General features: G+C 74.1%; 33 protein-coding genes. 22 read left to right on the forward strand and 11 right to left on the reverse strand.

From position 1 onward, the window contains the following. Positions 1-97: 97 nt before the first annotated feature. Positions 98-241 carry a hypothetical protein gene (locus LBW97_RS09725; protein WP_224499225.1) on the reverse strand — a complete coding sequence of 48 codons (144 nt, stop codon included), beginning with the start codon at positions 239-241 and terminating at the stop codon, positions 98-100. Between the two features lie 133 nt (positions 242-374). On the opposite strand from LBW97_RS09725, the gene LBW97_RS09730 reads away from it, so the two are divergent. The 4 genes from LBW97_RS09730 to LBW97_RS09745 all read left to right on the forward strand — a co-directional run bounded on the left by LBW97_RS09730 (position 375) and on the right by LBW97_RS09745 (position 3,017). After that, positions 375-836, forward strand: a complete 462-nt coding sequence (locus LBW97_RS09730) for a helix-turn-helix domain-containing protein (protein WP_224499226.1) — start codon at positions 375-377, stop codon at positions 834-836. A 79-nt stretch (positions 837-915) separates the two neighbouring features. Then, positions 916-1,311 (forward strand): VOC family protein, encoded by a 396-nt coding sequence (locus LBW97_RS09735; RefSeq protein WP_224499574.1) that lies wholly within the window; start codon positions 916-918, stop codon positions 1,309-1,311. Between the two features lie 124 nt (positions 1,312-1,435). Then, entirely contained in the window at positions 1,436-2,758 is a 1,323-nt protein-coding gene (locus tag LBW97_RS09740) for a S8 family serine peptidase (RefSeq protein WP_224499227.1), read from the forward strand. A gap of 25 nt (positions 2,759-2,783) precedes the next feature. Next, entirely contained in the window at positions 2,784-3,017 is a 234-nt protein-coding gene (locus LBW97_RS09745) for a hypothetical protein (protein WP_224499228.1), read from the forward strand. 13 nt (positions 3,018-3,030) lie between these two features. Here the strand turns inward: LBW97_RS09745 and LBW97_RS09750 are convergent, their stop codons facing one another. Beyond that, positions 3,031-3,504: an STAS domain-containing protein gene (locus LBW97_RS09750; RefSeq protein WP_224499229.1), complete on the reverse strand. Its 474-nt coding sequence runs from the start codon at positions 3,502-3,504 to the stop codon at positions 3,031-3,033. Positions 3,505-3,754: 250 nt separating this feature from the next. Here LBW97_RS09750 and LBW97_RS09755 point away from each other — a divergent pair, with 250 nt between their 5' ends. The 12 genes from LBW97_RS09755 to LBW97_RS09810 all read left to right on the forward strand — a co-directional run bounded on the left by LBW97_RS09755 (position 3,755) and on the right by LBW97_RS09810 (position 12,630). Next, complete coding sequence (locus LBW97_RS09755) at positions 3,755-4,822, forward strand: phosphotransferase family protein (RefSeq protein ID WP_224499230.1); 1,068 nt, start codon at positions 3,755-3,757, stop codon at positions 4,820-4,822. After that, positions 4,813-5,457, forward strand: a complete 645-nt coding sequence (locus LBW97_RS09760) for a histidine phosphatase family protein (RefSeq protein WP_224499231.1) — start codon at positions 4,813-4,815, stop codon at positions 5,455-5,457. The genes LBW97_RS09755 and LBW97_RS09760 overlap by 10 nt, the downstream gene beginning before the upstream one ends. Before the next feature lie 94 nt (positions 5,458-5,551). Further along, positions 5,552-5,854, forward strand: coding sequence for an urease subunit gamma (locus LBW97_RS09765; RefSeq protein WP_224499232.1), 303 nt, complete (start codon positions 5,552-5,554; stop codon positions 5,852-5,854). A gap of 62 nt (positions 5,855-5,916) precedes the next feature. Then, positions 5,917-6,219, forward strand: coding sequence for an urease subunit beta (locus LBW97_RS09770; RefSeq protein WP_374489836.1), 303 nt, complete (start codon positions 5,917-5,919; stop codon positions 6,217-6,219). Beyond that, positions 6,219-7,940: an urease subunit alpha gene (locus tag LBW97_RS09775; protein WP_224499234.1), complete on the forward strand. Its 1,722-nt coding sequence runs from the start codon at positions 6,219-6,221 to the stop codon at positions 7,938-7,940. Before LBW97_RS09770 ends, LBW97_RS09775 begins: the two co-directional genes overlap by 1 nt. A 13-nt stretch (positions 7,941-7,953) precedes the next feature. Further along, the gene (locus LBW97_RS09780) at positions 7,954-8,619 is read left to right on the forward strand and encodes an urease accessory protein UreF (protein ID WP_224499235.1); all 666 of its coding nucleotides are present in this window, start codon (positions 7,954-7,956) and stop codon (positions 8,617-8,619) included. Positions 8,620-8,634: 15 nt separating this feature from the next. After that, complete coding sequence (ureG, locus tag LBW97_RS09785; RefSeq protein ID WP_224499236.1) at positions 8,635-9,324, forward strand: urease accessory protein UreG; 690 nt, start codon at positions 8,635-8,637, stop codon at positions 9,322-9,324. Further along, on the forward strand, positions 9,321-10,040 hold the full coding sequence (locus tag LBW97_RS09790; RefSeq protein ID WP_224499237.1) for an urease accessory protein UreD: 720 nt from the start codon (positions 9,321-9,323) through the stop codon (positions 10,038-10,040). Before ureG ends, LBW97_RS09790 begins: the two co-directional genes overlap by 4 nt. 23 nt (positions 10,041-10,063) lie before the next feature. Next, a complete protein-coding gene (mug, locus tag LBW97_RS09795) occupies positions 10,064-10,594 on the forward strand; it encodes a G/U mismatch-specific DNA glycosylase (RefSeq protein ID WP_224499238.1) in 531 nt (176 codons plus the stop codon). Between the two features lie 7 nt (positions 10,595-10,601). Then, positions 10,602-11,042: a flavodoxin family protein gene (locus tag LBW97_RS09800; protein WP_224499239.1), complete on the forward strand. Its 441-nt coding sequence runs from the start codon at positions 10,602-10,604 to the stop codon at positions 11,040-11,042. Between the two features lie 66 nt (positions 11,043-11,108). Beyond that, positions 11,109-11,822, forward strand: a complete 714-nt coding sequence (locus LBW97_RS09805; protein WP_224499240.1) for a dienelactone hydrolase family protein — start codon at positions 11,109-11,111, stop codon at positions 11,820-11,822. Between the two features lie 28 nt (positions 11,823-11,850). Continuing rightward, positions 11,851-12,630: an alpha/beta hydrolase gene (locus LBW97_RS09810; RefSeq protein ID WP_224499241.1), complete on the forward strand. Its 780-nt coding sequence runs from the start codon at positions 11,851-11,853 to the stop codon at positions 12,628-12,630. A 15-nt stretch (positions 12,631-12,645) separates the two neighbouring features. On the opposite strand, the gene LBW97_RS09815 is transcribed toward LBW97_RS09810, so the two are convergent. Further along, on the reverse strand, positions 12,646-12,882 hold the full coding sequence (locus LBW97_RS09815) for a hypothetical protein (protein WP_224499242.1): 237 nt from the start codon (positions 12,880-12,882) through the stop codon (positions 12,646-12,648). A 95-nt stretch (positions 12,883-12,977) separates the two neighbouring features. After that, positions 12,978-13,181, reverse strand: a complete 204-nt coding sequence (locus LBW97_RS09820) for a cold-shock protein (protein ID WP_040339557.1) — start codon at positions 13,179-13,181, stop codon at positions 12,978-12,980. 244 nt (positions 13,182-13,425) lie between these two features. On the opposite strand from LBW97_RS09820, the gene LBW97_RS09825 reads away from it, so the two are divergent. The 3 genes from LBW97_RS09825 (at position 13,426) to LBW97_RS09835 (ending at position 17,307) form a co-directional block, all read left to right on the forward strand. Then, entirely contained in the window at positions 13,426-14,769 is a 1,344-nt protein-coding gene (locus LBW97_RS09825) for an alpha-amylase family glycosyl hydrolase (protein ID WP_224499243.1), read from the forward strand. Between the two features lie 133 nt (positions 14,770-14,902). Further along, entirely contained in the window at positions 14,903-15,679 is a 777-nt protein-coding gene (locus LBW97_RS09830) for a cyclase family protein (RefSeq protein WP_224499244.1), read from the forward strand. Continuing rightward, on the forward strand, positions 15,676-17,307 hold the full coding sequence (locus tag LBW97_RS09835; protein WP_224499245.1) for a thiamine pyrophosphate-binding protein: 1,632 nt from the start codon (positions 15,676-15,678) through the stop codon (positions 17,305-17,307). Before LBW97_RS09830 ends, LBW97_RS09835 begins: the two co-directional genes overlap by 4 nt. Before the next feature lie 25 nt (positions 17,308-17,332). Here LBW97_RS09835 and LBW97_RS09840 read toward each other — a convergent pair whose 3' ends face one another. Then, positions 17,333-17,695, reverse strand: a complete 363-nt coding sequence (locus tag LBW97_RS09840) for a DUF1330 domain-containing protein (RefSeq protein WP_224499246.1) — start codon at positions 17,693-17,695, stop codon at positions 17,333-17,335. A gap of 31 nt (positions 17,696-17,726) precedes the next feature. On the opposite strand from LBW97_RS09840, the gene LBW97_RS09845 reads away from it, so the two are divergent. Next, positions 17,727-18,593, forward strand: coding sequence for an alpha/beta fold hydrolase (locus tag LBW97_RS09845; RefSeq protein ID WP_224499247.1), 867 nt, complete (start codon positions 17,727-17,729; stop codon positions 18,591-18,593). Between the two features lie 4 nt (positions 18,594-18,597). Here LBW97_RS09845 and LBW97_RS09850 read toward each other — a convergent pair whose 3' ends face one another. The 6 genes from LBW97_RS09850 to LBW97_RS09875 form a co-directional block, all read right to left on the reverse strand. Then, positions 18,598-20,211, reverse strand: coding sequence for a peptide chain release factor 3 (locus tag LBW97_RS09850; RefSeq protein ID WP_224499248.1), 1,614 nt, complete (start codon positions 20,209-20,211; stop codon positions 18,598-18,600). A 93-nt stretch (positions 20,212-20,304) separates the two neighbouring features. Continuing rightward, positions 20,305-21,858, reverse strand: a complete 1,554-nt coding sequence (locus LBW97_RS09855) for a polyamine aminopropyltransferase (protein WP_224499249.1) — start codon at positions 21,856-21,858, stop codon at positions 20,305-20,307. 5 nt (positions 21,859-21,863) lie between these two features. Further along, entirely contained in the window at positions 21,864-22,328 is a 465-nt protein-coding gene (locus LBW97_RS09860; RefSeq protein WP_224499250.1) for a DUF350 domain-containing protein, read from the reverse strand. Positions 22,329-22,359: 31 nt separating this feature from the next. After that, entirely contained in the window at positions 22,360-22,767 is a 408-nt protein-coding gene (locus LBW97_RS09865) for a DUF4247 domain-containing protein (RefSeq protein WP_224499251.1), read from the reverse strand. After that, complete coding sequence (locus LBW97_RS09870) at positions 22,764-23,273, reverse strand: DUF2617 family protein (protein WP_224499252.1); 510 nt, start codon at positions 23,271-23,273, stop codon at positions 22,764-22,766. Before LBW97_RS09870 ends, LBW97_RS09865 begins: the two co-directional genes overlap by 4 nt. Further along, on the reverse strand, positions 23,270-23,884 hold the full coding sequence (locus LBW97_RS09875; protein ID WP_224499253.1) for a DUF4178 domain-containing protein: 615 nt from the start codon (positions 23,882-23,884) through the stop codon (positions 23,270-23,272). The genes LBW97_RS09870 and LBW97_RS09875 overlap by 4 nt, the downstream gene beginning before the upstream one ends. 150 nt (positions 23,885-24,034) lie before the next feature. On the opposite strand from LBW97_RS09875, the gene LBW97_RS09880 reads away from it, so the two are divergent. Together LBW97_RS09880 and LBW97_RS09885 are read left to right on the forward strand one after the other, a co-directional pair. After that, positions 24,035-24,529, forward strand: a complete 495-nt coding sequence (locus LBW97_RS09880) for an FBP domain-containing protein (RefSeq protein WP_224499254.1) — start codon at positions 24,035-24,037, stop codon at positions 24,527-24,529. A gap of 71 nt (positions 24,530-24,600) precedes the next feature. After that, the gene (locus LBW97_RS09885; RefSeq protein ID WP_224499255.1) at positions 24,601-25,218 is read left to right on the forward strand and encodes a flavodoxin family protein; all 618 of its coding nucleotides are present in this window, start codon (positions 24,601-24,603) and stop codon (positions 25,216-25,218) included. Positions 25,219-25,220 lie beyond the last annotated feature (2 nt).

The raw sequence follows: 25,220 nt of genomic DNA on the forward strand, positions 1-25,220 counted from the left end.
TCGGCGGACCCAGGGGGCATGCCCCGGGAGCGACCGGGGATGCGTCTCGTCACGCAACCGACATGAGGCCGGCGGCCCGAGGGCCGCCGGTCGTCGGTCAGCGCCGGGCGAGGAGGGAAGCGATCTCGTGCCGGGACTCCTGCGTGGGAGCCGCGGCCAGGGCGCGGGCGATGGCCCGCTCCTCGCGCAGGTGGGTGCGGGCGGCGTGCCGGCGGGCGAGGGTGGTGCGCAGGCTGGTCATGGCGGGTCCTTCGGCGGAGAGGGTGGATCGGCTCGCGGACCGGAGGCGAGGAACCCGCCTAGGTTCGCTACCTGAACCATGCTCCTCCTTTCGAGGTTCGTCAAGCGAACCCAGCATGGCTACCATCACACCCGTGACCGAGGCCACGTACGACAGATCCCGCTGTTCCGTCGCCGGCACCCTCGCCGTGGTGGGGGAGAAGTGGAGCCTCCTCGTGCTGCGGGAGGCTTTCCTCGGCGTGCGCCGGTTCGCCGACTTCCAGCAGGCCCTCGGCGCCCCGAAGGCGGTGCTCACCGACCGGCTGGCCACCCTCGTGCAGGAAGGCGTGCTGCGCCGCGAGCCCTACCGGGTCGAGGGCTCCCGGCAGCGGCACGAGTACCGGCTCACCGACAAGGGGCGGGACCTCTATCCCACCCTCGTGGCGCTCATGCAGTGGGGCGACCGCTACCTCTCCGACGGTCCGGGCCCGCTGGCGCTGGAGCACGCGGACTGCGGAGCGCCGGTCCGCGTCGCGCTCGTGTGCGACGACGGGCACGAGGTCCCCGGACCGCGCGAGGTCCGGGCGCAGCGCACTCCTGATCCGGCCGGCCGATGAGTTCCCGGCACCTAGGCCGTCCTACCTGCACGACCCTCCGGCCGCCGCCGGACCGATTCCGCAGGAGCTCCCCGTGCGCATGATCTTCGTCAACCTGCCCGTCACCGACCTCGCCCGTACCGACGCCTTCTACGCCGCTCTCGGGTTCCGCCGGAACGACCAGTTCTCCGACGACAAGGCGGTCTCCTACGTCATCGAGGAGAACATCATCGCGATGCTGCTCACCCGTGAGCGGTTCGCCGACTTCGTGACCGGCGAGGTCGGCGACCCCGCGCAGGCCACCTCGGCGCTGATGGCCCTGTCCGCCGGCAGCCGGGAGGAGGTGGACGCGATGGTGTCCGCCGCGATCGGCGCCGGCGGGAAGCCGTGGATGCCTCCCCAGGACCACGGGTTCATGTACGGCTCGAGCTTCGCCGACCCCGACGGCAACGTCTGGGAGGTCATGTGGATGGACCCCTCGGCGGTCCAGGGCTGACCTGGCCGGAGCCCCCGGTTCTGTCGTAGGCGGGGAGCATCCTGCGACACGCGGGGCCGGCTGGCGGCCGGCTCCGCATCCGAGGACGCTGGCGGGGCCGGTGTCACCGAGCCGAGGGGGAACAGTGATCGATCCGAGGCGCCCGGGCATCCCGGGCGAGGTGCGGCACGGGGCGGTGGGTCCGCTGCCGCGGACCACCGGCCGGCAGATCGTCGTCTTCGCCGGAACCGGTGACGACGCCCGGGTGGACTGGGGCCGGGTCGGTGTCCACTCGGTGGCCGACTCCCGCGACTTCGCCGACGGCGACGTCCCGCCCGACGCGCTGCACGACGCCGAGGCCACGGTCTTCAGCGCGCTGGGCATCGCCGTCGTCACCGCCGATCCCGGCCAGGTGAGCCGGCTGCAGACGGCGGAGGCGGCCGCGCGGCCGGTGCTGTCGGTGTCCCCGGAGCTGGTGCACCACGTGCTGACCGGTGAGTCGAGCTCATACACCGCCGGGTACCGCGACGGCGTCGCCGACCTCTCCGGCCGCCTCCTGGCCGCCGACGCCGCCCCGGGCGCACCGTCCCGTCCGGTCGTGACCCCCGCCCGCTTCGAGGACACCGCCGGGCTGACCTGGGGGCTCCAGGCCGTCCGGGCCGACGCCTCCGCGAGCACCGGCCGGGGCATCCGGGTGGCGGTCCTGGACACCGGTTTCGACGCCGCGCACCCGGACTTCGCCGGCCGACCGGTCACTCTGCGCTCCTTCGTCGCGGGGGAGGACGCCCAGGACGGGCACGGGCACGGCACGCACTGCATCGGCACCGCCTGCGGCCCCCGGACGCCGTCCACCGGCCCGCGCTACGGAGTGGCCCCCGAGGCGGAGATCTTCGCGGGCAAGGTGCTGGGCACCGACGGCAGCGGCACCGACGCCGGGATCCTCGCGGGCATCAACTGGGCGGTGACCAGCCAGTGCCCGGTGATCTCGATGTCCCTGGGCGCCGACGTCATGGAGGCCCATCCGCCGTACTCCGCGGCCGGCCGCCGCGCCCTGCAGCAGGGCTCCCTGATCATCGCGGCGGCGGGCAACAACGCCGACCGGCGCGCGGGCGACTTCGGCTTCGTGGGTGCGCCGGCCAACAGCGTGGAGATCATGGCCGTCGGGGCGCTGGACCAGGCGCTGGAGATGGCCTGGTTCTCCGCCCGGAGCCTTCCCGCGCGCGGTGGCCAGGTCGATCTCGCGGCACCCGGCTGGGAGGTCTACTCGTCCTGGCCGATGCCCACCCGCTACAACACGATCAGCGGCACCAGCATGGCGACGCCGCACGTGGCGGGCCTGGCCGCGCTGTGGGCCGAGGCCACCGGCCGGCGGGGCCTGGAGCTGTGGGCCACCCTGGTGCAGGAGAGCGAGCGGATCTCCCAGCCGTCGATCGACGCCGGGAGCGGGCTGGCGATCGCCCCGCAGTGACCCCGGGCCGCGTAGCGTTCGCGGCATGACCCACGTGAGCGTCACCGTCGACGACGGGCACCTCGCCGCCCTGGACGGCGTCGTGCAGGGGTTGCGAGCGCACGGCATGCAGGTGGACCAGGTCCTCGACGGGCTCGGCATCATCACCGGCTCGGTACCGCCCGGGGTCGCCGGAGCGCTGTCCGCCGTCGCCGGGGTCGCCTCGGTCGACGAGCAGCTCGGCATCCAGCTGCCGCCGTCGGACTCACCCGTCCAGTAGCCCGCCCGGCGGGTCAGTCCGCCCGCCGGTCGTCGTTCGCCGGCAGTGAGCCGACCCGGCGCACGGTGCGGAGCGGCCCCGCCGAGGGGAAGAGCCGTTGCCCTCCGGCGGCCGGGCCCGGGGCGGGCCCGTCGGTCCGGACGCTGAGCACCCGGTCGAGCCCGACCAGGGTCATCAACCGGTGCACGCACGGGCTCGGGCGGTCCAGGACGAGCTCGCACCCGTGCCGGCGGGCGAGGTTGTGCCCGGTGACGAGCAGACGCAGCCCTGCCGCGTCGCAGAAGGTCACCGCGCTCGTGTCGACCGACCAGCGGCGGTGCGCGGTCGAGGTGAGCGCGACGAGGCCGTCGAGCACGTGCGGGGCGTTCTGCCGGTCCAGCTCGCCGGCGACGGCCACGCAGCCGTTTCGGAGATCGACGGACACGTGGAACGGGGTCGGCTGGAGGTCGGGCTCACGCTGGGCCGATGCGCCGGCGGATGGTGCCACGGGCATCTCTTCCCCCTTGGCCAGGCGGCCCGCAGGCCCCCGTCGGGTCACGCCGAGCGTGACGCGAGGTCGGCGTCTCGACCTGGCTGGAGATTACGGTCGGAGCGGCGGTGGCACGGGCCGTTCGCTGTCTCCGCGGCGTTCGCCCGGGTGCCTGCCGGGGTTGCGGAACCGACCGGAGTCGCGCCGCGACGGCCTGCCAGCGACGGTCGCCGTCCGGCCGGTACGGACGCGTGATGGGATGGGCCCGATGAGCGAGAACGCGACCCGACTCCGCGACGTCCGCCCCGAGGACGCCTTCGACGTCGACGCCGTCCACGCGTGGCTGCAGCCCCGCGTGCCGGCCCTCGACGGACACCCCGCGCCGCAGACGCGCCAGTTCTCCGGTGGGGCCAGCAACCTGACCTACCTGCTGGACTACGGCGACCTCGAGCTGGTGCTGCGCCGCCCGCCGCACGGGCACAAGGCGGCCTCCGCGCACGACATGGGCCGTGAGGTGCGGGTGCAGCAGCGCCTCCGCCCGCACCTGGACGTCGTCGCCGAGATCCACGGGTTCTGCGAGGACCCGTCGGTCATCGGCAGCGACTTCTACGTGATGGAGCGGCTGAACGGCGTCGTCCTGGGCCGGAAGCTGCCCGAGGGGGTGGAGCTCTCCCCGGAGCAGGCGCGGACCCTGGGCGAGACCGCGTACGACACCCTCGCCGACCTGCACTCCATCGACGTGGAGTCCGCGGGTCTGGCCGACCTGGGCCGGGGGCCGGGCTACGTCCGGCGTCAGGTCGAGGGCTGGTCGCGGCGGTTCCGCGACGCCCTCACCGACGACGTGCCGCCCGCCGAGGAGCTCATGGCCTGGCTGGCCGAGCACCAGCCGCAGGACGTGCGGGCCAGCCTGCTGCACGGTGACTGGAAGCTGGACAACCTGGTCCTCGACCTCTCGGCCACTCCGCGGATCACCGGCGTGCTCGACTGGGAGATGGCGACGGTCGGCGATCCGCTGATGGACCTCGGGTCCTCGCTCGCCTACTGGGTCACGGCCGACGACGACGAGGAGTTCGCGCTCGTCTCCACCCAGCCCAGCACTCTGCCGGGGATGCCCACCCGTGAGGAGCTCGTCGAGCGCTACCTCGCCCGCACCGGGCTGCACGCCGAGAACTGGACCTTCTACGAGGTCTTCGGGCTGTTCCGGCTCGCCGTGATCATCCAGCAGATCTGGGCGCGGTTCCGCTCCGGGCACACCACCAATCCGCGGTTCGCTCACTTCGGGATCGCCGCGGCCGTCCTGCTCCAGCGCGCGGAGCGGCTGTCCGGATGCCGCTGATCTGCCTGGTCCGCCACGGGCAGGCGTCGTTCGGCGCCGACGACTACGACGTCCTGAGCGAGCTCGGCCGCGAGCAGGCGCGGTGCGTGGGGGAGGAGCTGCGGCGGCGCGAGCTGCGCGACCCGCTCGTCGTCTCCGGCACGCTGCGCCGGCAGCGGGACACCGCAGCGCTGCTGGCCGAGGCCGCCGGATTCGGACCGCCGGCGGAGGCCGACGCCCGGTTCGACGAGTACGACCACGTCGGCCTGCTGGAGCGCTATCCCGGGGAGGCGCCGGGAGAGGGCTCGCGGCAGGTGCAGCAGCTGCTCGACGGCGCCCTGCGGTCCTGGATCGCGGCCGGCGACGCCGACGGCTGGCCGGCGTTCTCCTCCGGTGCGGTCGCCGCGGTGCGCGACCTGGCGGCGGGGCTGGAGAAGGGCCGCGACGCCGTCGTCGTGAGCTCCGGCGGGATCATCGCCGCGATCGTGGCGTCGCTGCTCGGTGCCCCGGCCGACGCGGTGATCGCGCTGAACCGGTCGGCGGTCAACGTCGGCGTCACCTCGCTGCTGTCCGGCAGCACCGGGCTGACGCTGCTCGCCTTCAACGACCACGCGCACGTCACCGGTCCGCGGCGGGAGCTGCTCACCTACCGCTAGTGGGTTGCAACCACCCTGCCTTCTGGCCGCAACAGCGCCGTCACATCGCGTGCCTAGCGTCCGCGTCATCCCCTGACGCCGGAGGTCCGTCCGCGTGCACCTGAGCCCGCACGAGCAGGAACGCCTGCTCCTGTCCTACGCCGCCGAGCTGGCCCGGCGGCGTCGCGCCCGCGGGCTGCGGCTGAACCTGCCCGAGGCGACCGCGATCGTCAGCGACCACGTGCTGGAGGGCGCCCGCGACGGCGTCCTCGTCGCCGAGCTCATGCAGACCGGCCGCACGGTGCTGACTCGCGACGACGTCATGGACGGCGTTCCCGAGCTGCTGGAGGAGGTGCAGGTGGAGGCGACCTTCCCGGACGGGACGAAGCTGGTGACCGTCCACCACCCGATCCCGTGAGCGGCAGCGAGCGGGGCCATCGAGCAGAGCCCGTGAGCGGCACCTCGCGGAGCGTCGATGGCATCGTCCCCGGTGAGGTGATCCCGGCCGAGGGCTTCATCGAGACGCTGCCGGACGCGCCGCGCACCGAGCTCGAGGTGACCAACGCCGGCGACCGGCCCGTGCAGGTCGGTTCGCACTTCCACTTCGCGCAGACCAACGCGGCGCTGGAGTTCGACCGGGCCGCCGCACACGGCCGGCGTCTCGACATCGCCGCCGGCACCGCCGTCCGCTTCGAGCCGGGCATCACCCGCGCGGTCGTGCTCGTCCCTCTCGCCGGCGCGCGCGTCGTCCCCGGCCTCACCGCTGAAGGAGGGCTCGGCTGATGGTGCAGCTGTCCCGCGAGCGCTACGCCCAGCTCTACGGCCCGACGACCGGCGACCGGATCCGGCTGGCCGACACGAACCTGCTGATCGAGGTGGAGGACGACTTCTCCGGCGGCCCCGGCCGCGCGGGGGAGGAGGCGGTCTTCGGTGGCGGCAAGGTCATCCGCGAGTCCATGGGCCAGGGCCGGGCCACCCGTGCCGAGGGGGCGCCCGACCTGGTCATCACCGGCGCCGTCGTCCTCGACCACTGGGGGATCGTCAAGGCCGACGTCGGCATCCGGGACGGCCGGATCGTGGCGCTCGGCAAGGCCGGCAATCCCGACACGATGGACGGCGTCCACCCGGACCTCGTCATCGGACCCGGCACCGAGGTGATGGCGGGCAACGGCTGGATCCTGACCGCCGGCGGCATCGACTGCCACGTGCACTTCATCTGCCCGCAGATCGTGCCCACGGCGCTGGGCTCGGGTGTGACGACGCTGATCGGCGGCGGCACCGGCCCGGCCGAGGGGTCCAAGGCCACCACGATCACGCCGGGGGACTGGTACCTCGCCCGGATGCTCGAGGCGATGGACCCGCTGCCGGTCAACGTCGCGCTGCTCGGCAAGGGCAACACCGTCTCCCGGGCCTCGCTGGTGGAGCAGCTCCGGGCGGGCGCCAGCGGGTTCAAGCTGCACGAGGACTGGGGCTCCACCCCGGCCGCGATCGACGCCGCACTCACGGTGGCCGGGGAGCACGGGGTTCCCGTCGCGCTGCACAGCGACACGTTGAACGAGGCGGGCTTCGTGGAGAACACCCTCGCGGCGATCGCCGGCCGGAGCATCCACGCGTACCACACCGAGGGGGCCGGAGGCGGGCACGCGCCGGACATCATCACGGTCGCCGGCCACCCGAACGTGCTGCCCAGCAGCACCAACCCGACCCGGCCGCACACGGTGAACACGCTCGACGAGCACCTCGACATGCTCATGGTCTGCCACCACCTGGACAGCTCCGTGCCCGAGGACCTCGCCTTCGCCGAGAGCCGGATCCGGCCCACGACGATCGCCGCCGAGGACCTGCTGCACGACCTCGGCGCCATCTCGATGATCGGCTCCGACGCCCAGGCGATGGGCCGGGTCGGCGAGGTCGTGATGCGCACCTGGCAGACCGCGCACGTGATGAAGGCCAAGCGCGGCTCGCTGTCCGGGGACGGCGCCGCGGACAACCGGCGGGCCCGGCGCTACGTCGCCAAGTACACGATCTGCCCCGCGGTCGCGCATGGCATCGACGGCGAGGTCGGCTCGGTGGAGCCCGGCAAGCTGGCCGACCTCGTGCTGTGGGACCCGAAGACCTTCGGCGTCCGGCCGCACGCCGTGCTCAAGGGCGGGATGATCGCCTGGGCGCAGATGGGCGACGCGAACGCCTCCATCCCGACGCCGCAGCCGGTGCTGCCACGGCCGATGTTCGGCGCCTACGGCAAGGTCCCGGCGCTGACCAGCCTGCACTTCGTGGCGCAGGCGGCGATCGACGCCGGCCTGGCCGACCGGCTGGCGGTGGACCGGCGGCTGGCCGCCGTCTCCGACACCTCGCGGCTGACCAAGGCCGACATGCCGGAGAACACCGCGCTGCCCGACATCCGCGTCGACCCCGACACCTTCACCGTCTCCGTGGACGGCGAGGTGTGGGAGCCCGAGCCGGTGGCGGAGCTGCCGATGGCGCAGCGGTACTTCCTCTTCTGATGGCCAGGTTCCGATGAGCGCGGCACTTCTCACGCTCGCCGACTCCCGGCTGCCGGCGGGCGGGCACACCCACTCCGGCGGCGTGGAGCAGGGGATCGAGGCGGGCCTGGTGCACGACCCGCGGTCGCTGGCCACGTTCCTGCACCGCCGGCTGGTCACGGCCGGTGCCGTCGCGGCCGGGCTGGCGGCCGCCGCCTGCGGTGCCGCGGGGGACCGGGGGGCGCTGGACGCCCTGGATGCCGAGGCCGACGCGCGGACGCCGTCCCCGGCGCTGCGCGCGGCCTCCCGGCAGCAGGGACGCGGACTGGTCCGGGTCGGCCGCCGCGCCTGGCCGACGTTGGACTGGGACGCGCTGCCCCCGACCCCGCACCACGCCGTGGCGCTCGGGGTGGCGGCCGCCGTCGCCGGCCTGACCGCACGGGACGCCGCGAGCGCCGCCGCCTATCTGAGCGTCAGCGGCCCCGCGACCGCTGCCCAGCGGCTGCTGGCCATGGACCCGCTGACGGTCGCCGCGGTCACCGCGCGGCTGAGCTCCGAGATCGACGCCGTCGCCGGGACCTCCGCCGCCCCCCAGGGCCATGGTGGCCATGTCGGCCCTCTTCCGGCGGCGGCCGACCCCCTCCTCGACCTGCTGGCCGAGGTGCACGCCGTCCGCAACGACCGCTTCTTCGCCTCATAGCTCCCGGGAGATCCCATGCCTCCGCACTTCACCATCGACGACTACGTGGACGCCGAGCCCCGCTCCCGGCACTCCGCGGACGGAGAGCCGGGCCCCCTCCGCGTCGGCCTCGGCGGCCCGGTCGGCTCCGGGAAGACGGCGCTGGCCGCGGCGCTGTGCCGCACGCTGGGCGCCGAGTACGACCTCGCCGTCGTCACCAACGACATCTACACGACCGAGGACGCCGACTTCCTGCGCCGCAACGCGGTGCTGCCCGACGACCGGATCGAGGCGGTGCAGACCGGGTGCTGCCCGCACACCGCGATCCGCGACGACATCACCGCCAACCTCGACGCCGTCGAGCTGCTCGAGGCGCGGCACCCGGGGCTGGAGCTGGTGCTCGTCGAGTCCGGCGGCGACAACCTGACCGCGAGCTTCAGCTACGGCCTGGTCGACGTGCAGATCTTCGTGGTCGACGTCGCGGGCGGGGACAAGGTGCCGCGCAAGGGCGGACCGGGCGTGACGGCGAGCGACCTGCTGGTGGTGAACAAGACCGACCTGGCGCCGCTGGTGGGCGCCGACCTCGACGTGATGCGCCGGGACTCGGCGTTGGTCCGCGGCGAGAAGCCGACGCTGCTGATCTCGCTGCGCGAGGACCCGGCCGCGACGAGGGTGGCGGAGTGGGTGCGGGAGCAGATCCGCGCCCGCGCCCTGCAGGAAGCGTGAAGACCCGCGTCGAGGTCGTCGCGCGGCGCGGTCCGGGCGGCCGGACGGTGCTGCCGGTCGTGAGCGGCAGCGGGCAGCTCGCCGTCCGCCGCACCGGCCCGACCAGCGTGCACCTCGTCGCGACGGCGTTCGGCCCGCTCGGCGGGGACGACGCGACCATCCGGCTGGTCGTCGAGGAGGGCGCCACGCTGACGGTGCACTCGGTGGCGGCCGCCGTGGCGCTGCCCGCACGGGAGGGGGAGCGCCCCTCGGTGCAGCGGGTCGTCGCCGAGGTGGCCGGCGTCCTCGAGCTGCGGCCCGAGCCCACCGTGGTGACGGCCCGGGCGCACCACGTCGCGGAGCTGTTCGTGGAGCTGGCCGAGAGCGCGGAGCTCACCGCCACCGAGCAGGTGCTGCTCGGGCGGACCGGTGAGGAGCCGGGACGCTGGACCGGCACCACGCGGCTCACCCGGGAAGGGCGTCCGGTGCTGCACACGACCACGGGTCTCGGTCCCGGCGCCCCGGCGTGGGCCGGGCCGTTCACGCCGCGGGCCTACGCGAGCACTGTGCACCTGGGCCGCGAGGGAACGGCCGGCACCGGCCCCGACGCGGTGCGGCTGCCGCTCCCCGACGGGTGGGTGGCCACCGCGTGGGGCGACCGGCTGCACCGGGTGGTGGCGGCGCTGGACCAGCTGGACCCCGACCGGACGCCCACCGGGGCCGCCGCGGCCGGCTGACCGGCCCGGGGGATCATTCCGGCGTGCCGGAGAAGCCGTTGCCCGACGTGATCGGGCCGGACCTGGACGTGCTGTTCTGCGGCATCAACCCGTCGCTGATGTCGGCCGAGCGCGGGCACCACTTCGCCCGCCCGGGCAACCGGTTCTGGCCGGCGCTGCACCTGGCCGGGCTCACGCCCCGCCGGCTGCGGCCCGAGGAGGACCGCGAGCTGCTCCGCTACGGCCTGGGCGTGACCAACCTGGTCGACCGGCCCACCCGCACGGCCGCCGAGCTCGGCCGCGAGGAGCTGGCCGAGGGTACGGCTGCGCTGGAACGTCTGGTGGCCGAGCACCGGCCGCGGGTGCTGGCGGTGCTGGGCATCACCGCCTGGCGGCAGGCCAACGGGTGCCCGCGCGCGGCGGCGGGGCTCCAGGAGGAACGGCTCGGCGGAGCGGTGACCTGGGTGGTTCCCAACCCCAGCGGGCTCAACGCGCACGCGCAGCTGCCCGACCTCGCCCGGATCTACGGTCGGCTGCGGCCTCCGGCCCGGGCGGAGCGGGAGTCCGGGGCATGATGCGGGGGTGCCGCGCCTGCTCGTCGTCCACCACACGCCCTCGCCCGCGATGCAGGCGGTGCTCGAGGCGGTGAAGGAGGGCGCGGCGATGGTCGACGACGTCGAGCTGGTGCTGCGCCCGGCGCTCTCGGCCGGCCCCGCCGACCTGCTCGCCGCCGACGGCGTCCTGCTGGGGACGCCGGCGAACATCGGCTACATGTCCGGGGCGCTCAAGCACTTCTTCGACACCGTCTACTACCCGTGCCTCGATGCGACCGTCGGCCTGCCCTACGGCGTCTACGTGCACGGCAACGACGACACCGCCGGCGCCCTGACCGGCATCGAGCGGATCACCGGCGCCCTGCGGTGGAAGCGGGCTGCGGCGCCGCTGAGCCTCACCGGCGCGCCGGCGTCGGCCGATCTCGAGGCGGTCCGCGAGCTGGCCGCCACCGTCGCCGTCGGTCTCTGACCAGGCAGGACGCGGCCGCTCCCGCTAGCGTCGGGCCGACCCCGGCGGAAGGACCACCCCGTGCCCATGACCTCGATCCCCGGTGCCGAGAGCGCTCCGGAACTGCGTGCGCACGTGAGCCGGCCGCCGGTCGGCGAGGGACCGTGGCCGGGTGTGGTGGTGCTGCACGAGGCGTTCGGGCTCACCGACGACATCCGCCAGCAGGCCGACCGGCTGGCCGCCGCCGGCTATCTCGCGGTGGCGCCGGATCTCTTCACCGCCGGAGGAGCGCTGCGCTGCCTGCAGGGCACCTTCCGGTCGCTGCTCCGGCAGAGCGGCCCCGCCTTCGGTGACATCGAGGCCACCCGGCGATGGACGGCCGATCAGCCCGACTGCACCGGGACGGTGGGCGTCGTCGGCTTCTGCATGGGCGGGGGCTTCGCGCTGCTGGCGGCCGCCCGCGGCTTCGACGCCGCCGCGCCGAATTACGGGATCCTGCCGAAGGACCCCGAACGGGCGCTCGAGGGGGCCTGCCCGATCGTGGCGAGCTTCGGCCGCCGCGATCCGCTGCTGCGCGGCGCGGCAGGCAAGCTGCGCGGCGCGCTGGAGAAGCTGGAGGTGCCGAACGACGTCGTGGAGTACCCGGACGCCGGGCACTCGTTCCTCAACCGGCACTCGAGCGGTCCCTTCTCCGTCGTCGAGCGGGTGACCGGGTTCAGCTACCACCAGCCGTCGGCCGAGGACGCCTGGACCCGGATCCTGCGCTTCTTCGACGCACACCTCCAGGGAGCCCGGAACTAGGCGTCCGGCCATCTCCCGGGGAGCCGGCATGCCGACCCGTCGCGCGGTCCTGTCCGGAAGTGCCGGGCTCGGGTTGGCTGCGCTGCTGGCCGGTTGCGCGGTCAGCCGACCAGGCGGCGGCAGCCGGCCCGGCGGTTCGGCCGCGGCGCTCTCGGCGCGGCCGGGCGACCCGAGGGACCGGACGGGGGCGGTGCCGCCGGGCACCCGGACGCTGCGGCTGGGAGCAGCGCGGGAACCGCTGCTGCACGTACCCGCAGGGCTCGCCGGAGGGGACCCGCTGCCGCTGGTGGTCAGCCTGCACGGGGCCGGCGGGAACCCGGAGGCCGGCCTGGCACTGTTCGAACCGCTAGCCGAGGAGTACGGCATCGCGGTTCTCGCGCCCGGCTCGCAGAGGGCGACCTGGGACGCGGTCGGCGGGGACTACGGCCCGGACGCGCGGGGAATCGATCGCGCGCTGGAGCAGGTGTTCACCGAACTGCCCGTGGACGGCGCGCGGGTGGCGGTCGCCGGATTCTCCGACGGAGCCTCGTACGCGCTGGGGCTCGGCCTGGCCAACGGGGAGCTGTTCTCCTCCGTCGTGGCCTTCTCGCCGGGCTTCGTGCCCGCGGCCCCGCGCTCGGGCACCCCGGACGTCTTCGTGTCCCACGGCAGGGGCGACGACGTGCTGCCCCTGGACCGGACGAGCGGCCGGATCGTGCCGGCCCTGCGCGAGGACGGATACGACGTCACCTACCGGGAGTTCTCCGGAGGGCACGTCGTGCCACCGGAGCTGGCTCGCGAGGCCGTCGAGCGGATCACCCGGCCCTGATCCGGCCGGGCCGGCTCACCAGCGCAGCGGGTGGGTGGACCGCGAGTGCGCGGTCCGGCAGGCGCGGCAGTTGCCCCAGGTGGCGATGGAGACGGCGGTCGTCGCCTCCCCGCACTCCGGGCACTCCACGGCCTCCGGGCCGGCGGCCCGGGCCTCGTTCAGCTCCCGCGTGCGGTCCTGGTGGATCGTCGCGTCACCCCGGCAGGGGCAGCCCAGCTGTGCGTCCGCGCAGAGTCCGACGTGCTCGGCCATGGGTGCTCCTCGATGACGACGGTGGGGAACGGCGGGTGCGGAGATGACGACGGGGCCACGGTGCAGTGCACCGTGACCCCGTCGCTATGCCCGAATCAGATGGGGCGAACGTTCTCCGCCTGCGGGCCCTTCTGGCCCTGCGTGACGTCGAACTCGACCTGCTGGCCCTCGTCGAGCGAGCGGTAGCCGTCGCTGACGATGGCGGAGTAGTGGCAGAAGACGTCGGCGCCGCCGCCGTCCTGAGCGATGAAGCCGAAGCCCTTCTCCGCGTTGAACCACTTCACAGTGCCCTGAGCCATGTCGTTCTCATTCCGTGCTGGGAGGTGTCCACCCTCGGCACGTGCCGAGGGCGGGGCCGCCGCACCGACCGGCAGGACCGAGAGGAACGTCAGGCAGAGACGACTGCGGACGTTCAAGAACGAAAGCAGAGGCGCAACAGCGACCGGTAAGGATTCTACCCACAAAGATCAGGAAAACGGCAGGTGGGTGCGCGAGTCCCTCGCGGGAGTGTCCCGTGCAGGGCCGTAGGGCAGCATCGCCGGCATGACGGACGGGCGGACGGATGGGCCGGAGTGGGTGCGGGATGCCGTCTGGTGGCACGTGTACCCGCTGGGCTTCGTGGGTGCGGATCCGCGCGGTGAGCCGGAGCAGCCGATCCGGCACCGGTTGCCGCAGCTGACCGGCTGGCTGGACCATGCGCTGGAGCTGGGCGCCTCCGGGCTGGCCCTGGGCCCGGTGTTCGCGTCGGAGACCCACGGCTACGACACCGTCGACCACCTCCGCATCGATCCGCGGCTCGGCGACGACGGCGACCTCGACGCGCTGCTGGCGGCCTGCCGGGAACGCGGGCTGCGGGTGCTGCTCGACGGCGTCTTCAACCACGTGGGCCGGAGCCACCCGGCGTTCCGGGCGGCGCTCGAGCAGGGCCCGTCCGCGCCCACCGCCTCCTGGTTCCGGCTGCGCTGGCCGGGCGGACCCGAGGCGTGGACGCCGGGCACCGAACCCGACGTCGACGACTTCGAGGGGCACTCGGCCCTCGTGGCGCTGGACCACGGCGCGCCGGCGGTCGAGGACCACGTCGTCGAGGTGATGACGCACTGGCTCGACCGCGGGATCGACGGCTGGCGTCTGGACGCCGCCTACGCCGTCCCCACCGACTTCTGGGCGAGGGTGGCCGACCGGGTGCGCGAGCGGCACCCCGACGCCTACCTGATGGGCGAGGTGATCCACGGCGACTATCCCCGCTTCGTGACCGATTCCCATCTGGACGCCGTCACCCAGTACGAGCTGTGGAAGGCGGTCTGGAGCTCGCTCAACGACGCCAACTTCTACGAGCTGGACGCAGCGCTCGGCCGACACTCGGCGCTGCTGGAGCGGTTCACCCCGTACACCTTCGTCGGCAACCACGACGTCACCCGGATCGCCAGCCGGCTGACCGACGAGCGGCACCTCGCGCACGCCCTCGTCGTGCTGTTCACCGTCGGGGGCACCCCGGCCGTCTACGCCGGCGACGAGCACGCCTTCCGCGGCGTCAAGGAGGACCGGGCCGGTGGCGACGACGCCGTCCGCCCGCCCTTCCCGGCGTCGCCGGCCGAGCTCTCCCCGCTCGGGCTGCCCACCTACCGGCTGCACCAGGAGCTGATCGGCCTGCGACGGCGGCACCGGTGGCTGCACACGGCGCGGACCCGGGCGCTGCACCTGGCCAACGAGCAGCTGGCCTACGAGGTGACCGCCGACGGCGAGCGGCTCGTGGTGGCGCTCAACGTCGCCGACGCCGCCGCCGAGCTCCCCGTGCCCGGCGCCGGCGAGGTGCTCGCCGGAGCCGCCGAACGGGCCGGGAACCGGGTCCGGGTGCCCCCGCACGGCTGGGTCGTGCTGGCCGGCTGACTCCTTGGCTCAGCCGTGGGTCGCCAGGTCCTTCACCGCCTTGGCCACGTACACGACCGCGGGACAGGCGGCGCCTGCCCGGCCTGTGATTGGCTGACGCCCGTTCCGACCGCCTGAGAAGGGGCCGCCGCGCATGTCGATCCTGTCCAGCTTCGCCGAGGCCCTGGCCACCGCGCGGATCGAGGTCGTGGACCTCACCGCACCGCTGCACTCGGGCACGCCGGTCATCCAGCTGCCCGAGCCGTTCGCCCAGACGGCGACGTTCCAGCTCGAGGAGCTCAGCCGCTACGACGATCGCGGCCCGGCCTGGTACTGGAACAACATCCGGACCGGCGAGCACACCGGCACCCACTTCGATGCCCCCAACCACTGGGTCACCGGCCGCGACGGCGAGGACGTGGCCTCGGTGGCCGCGCGGAAGCTGATCGCCCCGGCCGCGGTGCTCGACTTCTCGGAACGCGCGGCGCAGGACCCCGACTTCCTCCTCGAGGTCGAGCACATCCGCGAGTGGGAGGCCGAGCACGGGCCGCTGCCCGAGGGTGGCTGGCTGCTCTTCCGCACCGGCTGGGACGCCCGGTCGGAGTCGCAGGCCGACTTCCTCAACGGTGACGAGAGCGGGCCGCACACGCCCGGCCTCTCGGTCGAGTGCGCCCGGTGGGTGGCCGAGGAGTCCCCGGTGATCGGCCTGGGCGTGGAGACGGTCGGCACCGACGCCGGCGCCGCGCACTCCTTCGACCCGCCCTTCCCGTGCCACAGCGCGCTGATGGGCAGCGGCAAGTACGGGCTCACCCAGCTGCAGAACCTGGCGCAGCTGCCGCCGACCGGTGCCCTGGTCGTGGCCGCCCCGCTGCCCATCGTGGGCGGCTCCGGCTCGCCGTCCCGGGTGCTGGCGCTGGTCGAGCGGGGATGACGGCGCCGCGGACGGTCGCCCAGGCGGTCGGCGAGACGCTCGTCCGCTGCGGCGTCGACACGGTGTTCGGGGTCGTGGGCTCCGGCAACTTCGTGGCCACGAACGCGATGGTCGCCGCCGGGGCGCGCTACGTCGCGGCCCGGCACGAGGGCGGGGCGGCCACGATGGCCGACGCCTTCGCCCGGATGAGCGGCCGGCCGGCGGCGGTGAGCCTGCACCAGGGGTGCGGGTTCACCAACGCGCTCACCGGGATCACCGAGGCGGCCAAGAGCCGCACGCCACTGGTGGTGCTCACCGCGGAGACGACGAACCGGCGCTCCAACTTCTTCGTCGACCAGCCCGCGCTCGCCGAGGCCGTGGGCGCGGTGTCGGTGCGGGTGACGTCGGCAGCCACCGCGGAGCGCTACGCGCAGGTGGCGGTGGAGACCGCGCGGGAGCAGCGCCGCGTCGTCGTCCTCAACCTGCCGCTGGAGGTGCAGGCGCAGCCCGCCGCGGAACCCTCCGCCGCCCAGCCCCCGCCGGCTCCCGACGCCGCGCAGGTGGACGCCGGCCGGCTCGCCGAGGCGCTGCGCCGGGCGCGTCGGCCGGTCTTCGTCGCCGGCCGCGGCGCCCGCGCGGCCCGCACCGAGCTGGAATCGCTCGCCGACCGGTGCGGGGCGCTGCTCGCCACCTCGGCGGTGGCGAGGGGCCTGTTCCGCGGCAGCCCGTGGGACCTCGACGTCTCCGGCGGGTTCGCCACCCCGCTCGCGGCCGAGCTGATCCCCGGCGCCGACCTGATCGTCGGCTGGGGCTGCCAGCTCAACATGTGGACCATGCGGCACGGCCGGCTGATCGCCGACGACGCCGTCGTGGTCCAGGTGGACGACGAGGCCGACGCGATCGGCGCGCAGCGCGACGTCGCGTTCGGGGTGGTCGGCGACGTCCGGGCCGTGGCCGCGGCGGCGGCGGAGCTGCAGGAGGCGACCGCGACGGGCTACCGCACGGCGGAGATCCGGAACGCGATCGCCGCGCGTCGGCGCTGGCGCGACGAGCCCTACGACGACGCCGGGGGAGCGGGGCTGATCGATCCGCGAACGCTGACGATCGGCCTGGACGACCTGCTGCCGGCCGAGCGGATCGTGGCCGTCGACTCCGGCAACTTCATGGGCTATCCGAGCATGTTCCTCGACGTCCCGGATCAGCACGGGTTCTGCTTCACCCAGGCGTTCCAGTCCGTCGGCCTGGGCCTGGCCACCGCCATCGGCGCCGCGCTCGCCCGGCCCGACCGGCTCCCGGTAGCCGCGCTCGGCGACGGCGGCGCGCTGATGGGCGCGTCCGAGCTGGAGACCGTGGTGCGGCTCGGGCTGCCGATGGTCGTCGTGGTCTACGACGACGCCGCGTACGGCGCCGAGGTGCACCACTTCGGCCCGGACGGCCATCCGCTGCAGACGGTTCGCTTCCCGGAGACGGACTTCGCCGCGATCGGCCGTGGGTTCGGCTTCGACGCCCTGACCGTCCGGGAGTCCGCCGACCTGGCCGGCGTCGCGACCTGGCTGGCCGGCCCCCGGGCCTCGCCGCTGCTGGTGGACGCCAAGGTCACCCGCGGTGAGCCGTCCTGGTGGCTGGAGGAGGCCTTCCGGGGTCACTGACCCAGCGGTCGAGGGCCCCCGGGCCTCACCAGGGGACGGTCGCCTGCAGCACGGCCTCGCTGAGCGCGCGGGTGCGCAGCTCGGTGACCTGCTGGTACTCGGGGTCGGCGACCATCCTGCTGAACGCCTCGCGCGAGGGGTAGCGGACCAGCAGGACCGCGTCCCACGACTGGCCGTCCTCGGCGACCAGCGACGTCGAGCCGTCGCCGGAGTACAGGACCTCGCCGCCGTACCGCGCCAGGAACGTGTCGCTCAGCGCCGCCGCGTACTGGGCGTAGAGCTCGCGGCCGCCCTCGGCGAACCGCAGCAGGTTGAGCATCACCACCGGCCCGCCGGGGTCTTCCTGCAGGTACCGCTTGAGGTCAGCTCCGCGGGGGTCGACAGCCATGGGCGGCACGCTAGCGGGGTAGGGGTGCCGAATGCATCCAGGACCCCGGGAGAGCACCATCCGGCTGCGCGATGGCCGGACCATGGCGTACGCGGAGTACGGGGACCCCGACGGGGTCGTGGTGCTCGGATGCCACGGGTCGCCCAGCTCGCGGCTGGAGCGGCACGTCGAGGACGTCGAGGACTACCGGCGGTGGGGTGTGCGCCTCGTCGTCCCCGACCGTCCGGGGTTCGGGCGCTCCGATCCGCACCCGGGTCGCCGGGTGGCGGACTGGCCCGGGGACGTCGAGCAGCTGCTGGACTCCCTCGGCGTCGACCGCTTCCGGACGCTCAGCCTCTCCGGTGGCGCCGCCTACGCGCTGGCCTGCGCGCACGCGCTCGGGGACCGGGTGGAGGTCGTCGGGATCCTCGGCGGAGCGCCGCCGCCCGACGTCCCGTGGCCGTGGCCGCGCTGGATCCCGTCGCGGGTCCGGGCCGGTCTGCACCGTCCGGCGCAGCTGGCGTCGGTGCTGCGGCCGGCCTTCGCGCCGCTGGCGCTGCGTCCCGAGCTGATCCCGCGCTACCTGCAGCTCCGGCTCAACCCGGCCGACCGGCGGGTGATCGGCCGCCCGGCGGTCCGGCGGATCCTCGCCACGACCTTCGCCGAGGGGATGCGTCAGGGCCCGGCGGCGCTCGCCGAGGACCGTGCGCTGCTGTTCCGGCCGTGGGGCTTCCCGCTGTCCGAGGTGCGGCAGCGGGTGCACATCTGGCACGGGACGCAGGACTGGCAGGTGCCCGTCGTCCTCGGTCAGGTGCTCAGCACGATGCTGCCGAAGTGCTCGGCGCACTGGCCGCCCGGCGAGGGGCACTTCCTCGTCTTCGACCACGCCCGGGAGATCTACCGGACGCTGCTGGACTGACGCCTCAGGCGAGCTGCGCGGCCACCAGCGGCTCGAGGGTGATGGTCGGGTGCCGCTGCTGCAGCATCCGCAGCGCCCACTTGTCGGTGAACAGCGCCAGCAGCTCACCGTTCGAGCGCTGCACGACCTCGGTGCCGCCCGAGGCGGTCACCAGCGGCACCGACGCCTCGTCGGTGCGCATCGCGATGCTGTACGGCAGCCGGTCGAGGTGGACGGCGGCGTTGAACTCGTGCTCCATCCGGTGCGTGGCCACCTCGAACTGCATCGGCCCGACGACGGCGAGCACGGGGGAGCCGTCGCCCCGGCGGTCGGAGCGCAGCACCTGCACCACGCCCTCGGAGTCCAGCTGCTCGATGCCCTTGCGGAACTGCTTGTGCTTGGCGGTGTCCTTGCTCCGGACGACTCCGAAGTGCTCGGGCGCGAAGGTGGTCAGCGGGGGGAAGTTCACCGGCTTCTCGCTGTACAGGCTGTCGCCGACGCCCAGGGCGTTCGCGTTGACCAGACCCACGACGTCGCCGGGGTAGGCGAGGTCGACGACCTCGCGGTCACGGCCGAACACCTGCTGGGCGTACTTGGTGGCGAACGGGCGCTTGGTGCGGCCGTGGGTGACGACCATGCCGCGCTCGAAGACGCCGGAGCAGATGCGGATGTAGGCCAGCCGGTCGCGGTGGGCGGCGTCCATGCCGGACTGGACCTTGAAGACGAACGCGCTGAACGGGGCGGCCAGGTCGCGCACCACGCCCTCGGCGTCCGGACGCCCGGCCGGCGGGGGCGCCAGGTCGACCAGGGTGTCCAGCAGGGCTCCGACGCCGAAGTTCGACACCGCCGAGGCGAACAGCACCGGGGTGCTGATCCCGCCGAGGAAGGACTCCTGGTCGTGGTTCTGGCCGGACTCGGTGAGCAGCTCGGCCTCCTCCTGCGCCTGGATCCAGACGTCGCCCTCCTGGGCAGCGGCCGCGTCGGCGGAGAGCAGCTCCTCGGGGGCGATCGTGGCGCCGCCGGCGGTGCGGGTGAAGCGGCGGAAGTCGCCGCTGCGCCGGTCGAGCACGCCGCGGAAGTCGCCGGCGATGCCCACCGGCCAGGTCAGCGGGGTCGGCGTCAGGCCGGTGCTCTCGGCGATCTCGTCCATCAGCTCGAGGGCGTCCTTGCCCGGGCGGTCCCACTTGTTGATGACCGTGAGGATCGGGATGCCGCGGTGCTTGCAGACGGCGAAGAGCTTCATCGTCTGCGCCTCGAGGCCCTTGGCGGCGTCGACGAGCATCACCGCGGCGTCGACCGCCGTCAGCACCCGGTAGGTGTCCTCGGAGAAGTCGGCGTGACCGGGGGTGTCGAGCAGGTTGACGACGGCGTCGCGGTAGCCGAACTGCAGGGCGGCCGAGGTGATGGAGATGCCGCGGTCCTTCTCCATGTCCATCCAGTCCGACACCGTGCCGCGACGGCCGGCCTTGCCGTGCACCGCGCCGGCCGAGCCGATCACGCGGGCGTGCAGCGCGAGGGCCTCGGTGAGCGTGGACTTGCCGGCGTCGGGGTGGCTGATGACGGCGAACGTGCGCCGCCGGGCGGCTTCCTCGACCGCAGTGCCGGCCGGTGCGGAGGGGGTGGAGGCAGCGGCAGTCACGCGGGAAACGCTACAGGCGTCAGTCGGCCATACCACCGGTCGGCTTCCGGCCCCGCTCCTCGCTCGTTCCTCGCTGCGATGCTCACGGCACCGTCAGTCGACGTACCCCCCGCGCATGTCCTCGACGATGAGCGGCCGGTCGAGCGTCGAGGGCGTCAGCCGCTGCCGCGGGCGGTCGGCGGGGAAGACGGCGGAGGCCGCCAGGACGGCGTCGTCGAGGAACCGCAGGGCCGGCGCGTCCGGCGACAGCACGGGCGCCGGCGGCTCATCGCCGGCCTGGGCGAGCGCGAAGCCCCAGTCACCGAAGCTGGGCACGTGCACGTGGTACGGCGTGGCCGCCAGCCCCGCTGCGTCGAGCGTGGAGATCGTGCGCCAGAAGGCGGTCGGCGTGGAGTAGGCGCTGCCGGCCTGCACGGTGACCAGGCCGTCGGGTGCCAGCGTGGCGGCGACGAGCCCGTAGAACTCCTCGGAGTAGAGCCGGCCGAGCACCGGGGTGTCGGGATCGGGCATGTCGACGACCACCGCGTCGAAGCTGGTCGCCGCCGGGGTGCGCAGCCAGGCGAAGGCGTCCTCGGTCACGACCTCGACCCGGGGGTCGTCCAGGGCGCGGTCGTTGAGGCCGGCGAGGCGGGTGCGGGCGAGCTCGATCACCTCGGGGTCCAGCTCCACCTGCACGACCTCGCGCACGGACGGGTGCCGCAGCGCCTCGCGGGCGGCCAGGCCGTCGCCGCCGCCGAGGATCAGCACGCGGGCGGGATCCCGGGCCAGCACGGGGTGGACCAGCGACTCCGTGTAGCGGTGCTCGTCGCGGCTGGAGAACTGCAGGTCGCCGTCGAGGTAGAGCCGCACGTCCCCGGCCCGGTCGGTCAGCACGATCTCCTGGTAGCGGGACCGCTCGACGGCGACCACCGGGTCGTCGTAGAGGCGCTGGCGGGCGGTGGTCTCGATGTCCTGGGCGCGCAGCAGCAGCACGCCGAGCACCGCCGCGGCGACGAGCAGAGCGGCGGTCGCGGCGCGCCGGGCCCGGGTGCTCAGCTGGGGTCGCAGCAGGACGGTCGCCACGACCGCGGCGGCGAGCAGGTTGATGACGCCGGTCAGTGCGGCGCCGCGGATCTGCCCGGCCAGCGGCAGGAGCAGGAACGGCCAGGTCAGACCGCCGATCAGCGCACCGGCGTAGTCGGCGGCGTTCAGGTCGGCGAGCAGTTTGCCCGAGCCCTCGGCGTCGATGCCGGTGCGGCCGGTCTGCAGCAGCGTCATCAGCAGCGGCACCTCGGCGCCGACGAGCACGCCGATGACCGCGGTCGCGCCGAGCAGCACCGCCGAGCTGGTGCCGTAGAACGAGAACGACACGTAGAGCGTGACCGCGCTGAGCCCGCCGACGACCCCGAGCAGGATCTCCACCGCGACGAAGGTGGCGGCCGGCCGGTGCAGGAACGGCTTCACCAGCAGCGCGCCGGCCCCGAGGGCGGCGACGAAGCCGGCCACGATCAGCGAGGTCTGCGTGATGCCGCCGCCGACCAGGCTCGCCGACAGGGTGAGCAGGACCAGCTCGTAGATCAGCCCGCAGGCGGCGCACACCGCGACCGCGGCGAGCAGCAGCGGCCGGGCGCGGGGCCCGACCGCCGTCGTCCGCTCGGCGGTGGTCACGCCGGTCAGGACAGGGCGGCGGCGTTCACCGCAGCGATCGCGACGAGGCTGGCGCCGATCGCCCAGGCGGTGCCCGTCATCCGCGGGGTGTTCACGACGTCGCGCAGGTTGCCGGGCACGAACGCGTCGAGCAGCCGCAGCGCCACCGCCTGCAGGACCACGCCGAGCACGCCGTAGACCGCGGAGTCGACCAGGCCCTGGCCGAGGCTGTCGTCGCTGGTCATGATCGAGGTGACCACGATGATCGCCAGCGCCAGGTGGTTGGCACCGAGCAGGATCGCGGCGTTCGGGTTGTGGTCGGTGTAGACCTGGGTGCGCAGGTTGCCCGGCGTGAGCAGGTCCAGCGCGAGGAAGCCCAGCGCCAGCACCGCGAAGCCGATGGCGAAGTAGAGCAGCGTCGCGAGCACCCCGTCCCCGAGCGCTGCGCCGTCCACGCTGCCGAACTCCAGCGCCTGCCATGTCGTGCTCACGTCGGGGTTCCTCCTGGGATCGGGTGCTGGGTCATTTGCCGTCGCCCGGGCCGCCGCCGCCACCGGCGCCGGCGGGGGAGCCGGGCCGGAAACCGGGCCCGAGGAAGGCGAAGAAGCCGCCCCGGTACCGGCCGTCGAGGTCTTCGACGCGGACGGTGCTGCCGCCGGTCGCCGCGGTGACGATCACGATGTCGTCGTCGTAGCGGAGGTACTCGTTGCCGCCGTCGGCCTGGCGCTCGGCGGGCGGCACGGCGTCGGCGATCGCCGCGGTGGTCGTGCCCACCGGGTCGGGCGAGGCGTAGGTGGCGGTGTCGCCGTCGGAGTCGGTCAGCCGGTAGGTGTCCTCGAGGAAGCCGCGGACGTTCCCACCGCTGCCGCAACCGGTCAGCAGGACGATGGCGGCCAGCGCGAGGGCGGCCAGCCGGCGGGGTGCGCTCACGGGGTCCACCTGCTCCGGGTCGTGACGATCTCGCCGGTCTCGCCGTCGGGGTAGAGGTGCCAGGTGTCCCACGTCCAGCCGCCTCCGGCGAGGGGCTGCGCGGTGAGGGCGGTCAGCGCGCCCGTCGAGCCGGGGAAGGCGCCGAGCAGCCAGCCCGGTTCGCCGGCCGCGCGGGCGCGCAGCCGGTCGGCGGTGGCGTCCAGCGCGGCGCGGGACGTGCGCTCGACGGTGGAGGTGAGCTCGTAGCCGTCGGCCCGGCGGTGCCGGGGGAGTGGTTCCCCGCCGGCGAGGACGGCGTCGCAGGAGATCTCCTCGGTGAGCCGGGAGCCGCGCGCGTGCGCCGTGACGACGTGGGACGCGCCGAGCACTCCCAGCACGATTCCGCCGCCGGCGCCGTCGGAGAGCCTCAGCTCGGCGAGCGGGGTCGGCGCCGGGCGGTCCAGGACCAGCCCCAGGGAGGCGGCGGCGACGTCCCGGGGCTCGATGTCGAGCAGGTGCAGGCTCACGGCGTCTCGCCGGTGCGGTGGTAGACGGTGAGCTCGCCGCGGAGAACCGCGCGGCCGGTGGAGACCTCCCAGGACTGGGTCGGCGCCCAGCGCTCGAAGGCGAGCAGCCCGGTCTTGTCCGCCGTCGCGTAGTCGGCGTAGTCCACGGTGCCGGTCGGCGGGGTGCCGGTGGTGCCCTCGGCGGTGTAGTTCGCCCGCCCGCGCTCGACCTGCCGGTGCACCCGGTCGTCGAGGACGACGTCGCCACCGGGCTCGAGGTTCGTGCCCTCACGGCGCATCCAGAGGGTCATCTCCAGGTCGCCCTCGTCGTCCTCGACGGTGAGCCAGCGGCGTCCGGTGGAGCCGTCGAGCAGGTGCTCCTTCCACGTCATGCCGCCCTCCTCGAGGGAGATCGTGCCGCGGACGACGTGGTCGATGCCGGCGTAGGTGATGACGTCGCCGACGCCGATCCGGTGCGGGTCGTAGACGTCGGGCTCGTCGGCGAGCGGGTCGACGCGGGGTCCCGGCCGGGCGGCTGCGAGGTTCCGCCGGCGGAGCACCAGGATGACCGCGGCGAGGACCACGAGGGCGACCAGCACCACGATCAGCAGGACGAGGAGCACGTCGGACATCGGGCGGCCTCCGGGAGTGGGGAACGGGCCGTGCCGAACCTATCGCCCGCACTCCCACCCGGCGTCACCCGGGAAAACCGATCGCGACGGGGCGGGGCCGTCGTGCAGCATCGCCGGGGAACAGCCGCACCACCCGAGGAGCACCTGCACGTGGAGAGCCTGACCGACAAGCAGCTGCGCCGATCGTTCGTGAACTGCTCGCGGGGAGAGGCCGCCGGCCTCAGCCTGCCCCGGAACTTCGCCGATCTGCCCTGGCCGGACCTGGAGTTCCTGGGCTGGCGGGATCCGAAGGCGCCGCTGCGCGGATACCTGGTCGTGCCGCGCGACGACGGGTACGTGGGGGTCGCGCTTCGGGCCGCCGAGAGCCGCATGTCCAGCCGCACCGCGGCGATGTGCCTGCTCTGCCAGACCGAGCAGTCCGGCGACGCGATCTCGCTGTTCACCGCTCGTCGCACGGGCGCGGCCGGCCGGAACGGGAACACCGTCGGCACCTACATCTGCGCAGACCTGGCCTGCGCCGCACGGGTGCGCACCGAGATCCCGGCGTGGTTGCGGACGCTGGATCCCGAGGAGGTCGTGCGTGAGCGGACGGCGGAGCTGCGGGAGCGGGTGGACGGCTTCCTCGCTGCCGTGGAGCGCGACTGACGGTCGGCGTCGGCCCCTCGCCGCGTGATCGTCATGTGTGGAACCCCAGGTGGGCGGGGAGTTCCCGGAGCATGACCGAGACCTCGCCCCTCCGTGCCCTCGCCCTGGTCTGCAGCCTCAAGGCCTCGCCCGCGCCGTCCAGCAGCGACCTGATCGCCCGTCAGGTGCTGGCCGAGCTGGCGAAGCACGGCGTCGCCGGGGACGTCGTGCGGGTGGCGGACCACGACGTGAAGCCCGGCGTCGAGGTGGACATGGGCGAGGGTGACCAGTGGCCGGCGATCCGCGAGCAGATGATGGCCGCCGACATCCTCATCGTCTCGACGCCGACCTGGGTCGGGCACATGAGCAGCATCGCCCAGCGGGTGCTGGAGCGGCTGGACGGCGAGCTGTCGGAGACCGACGACTCAGGGCGACCGAAGGTGACCGGCAAGGTGGCGGTGGTGTCGGTCGTCGGGAACGAGGACGGCGCGCACAAGATCATCGCGGACCTGTTCCAGGGGCTGAACGACATCGGCTTCACGATCCCGGCCCAGGGGGCCACGTACTGGAACGACCAGGCGATGGGCGGGACCGACTATCTGGACCTCGACGAGACGCCCGAGGCGGTCGCCTCCACCACCGCGACGCTGGCGGAGAACGCCGCGCACCTGGCCCGGGCGCTGCGCTCGACGCCGTACCCGGGCGCCTGAAC

The sequence above is a fragment of the Blastococcus sp. LR1 genome (assembly GCF_020166105.1).
In the GTDB taxonomy this organism is placed as follows: domain Bacteria; phylum Actinomycetota; class Actinomycetes; order Mycobacteriales; family Geodermatophilaceae; genus Blastococcus.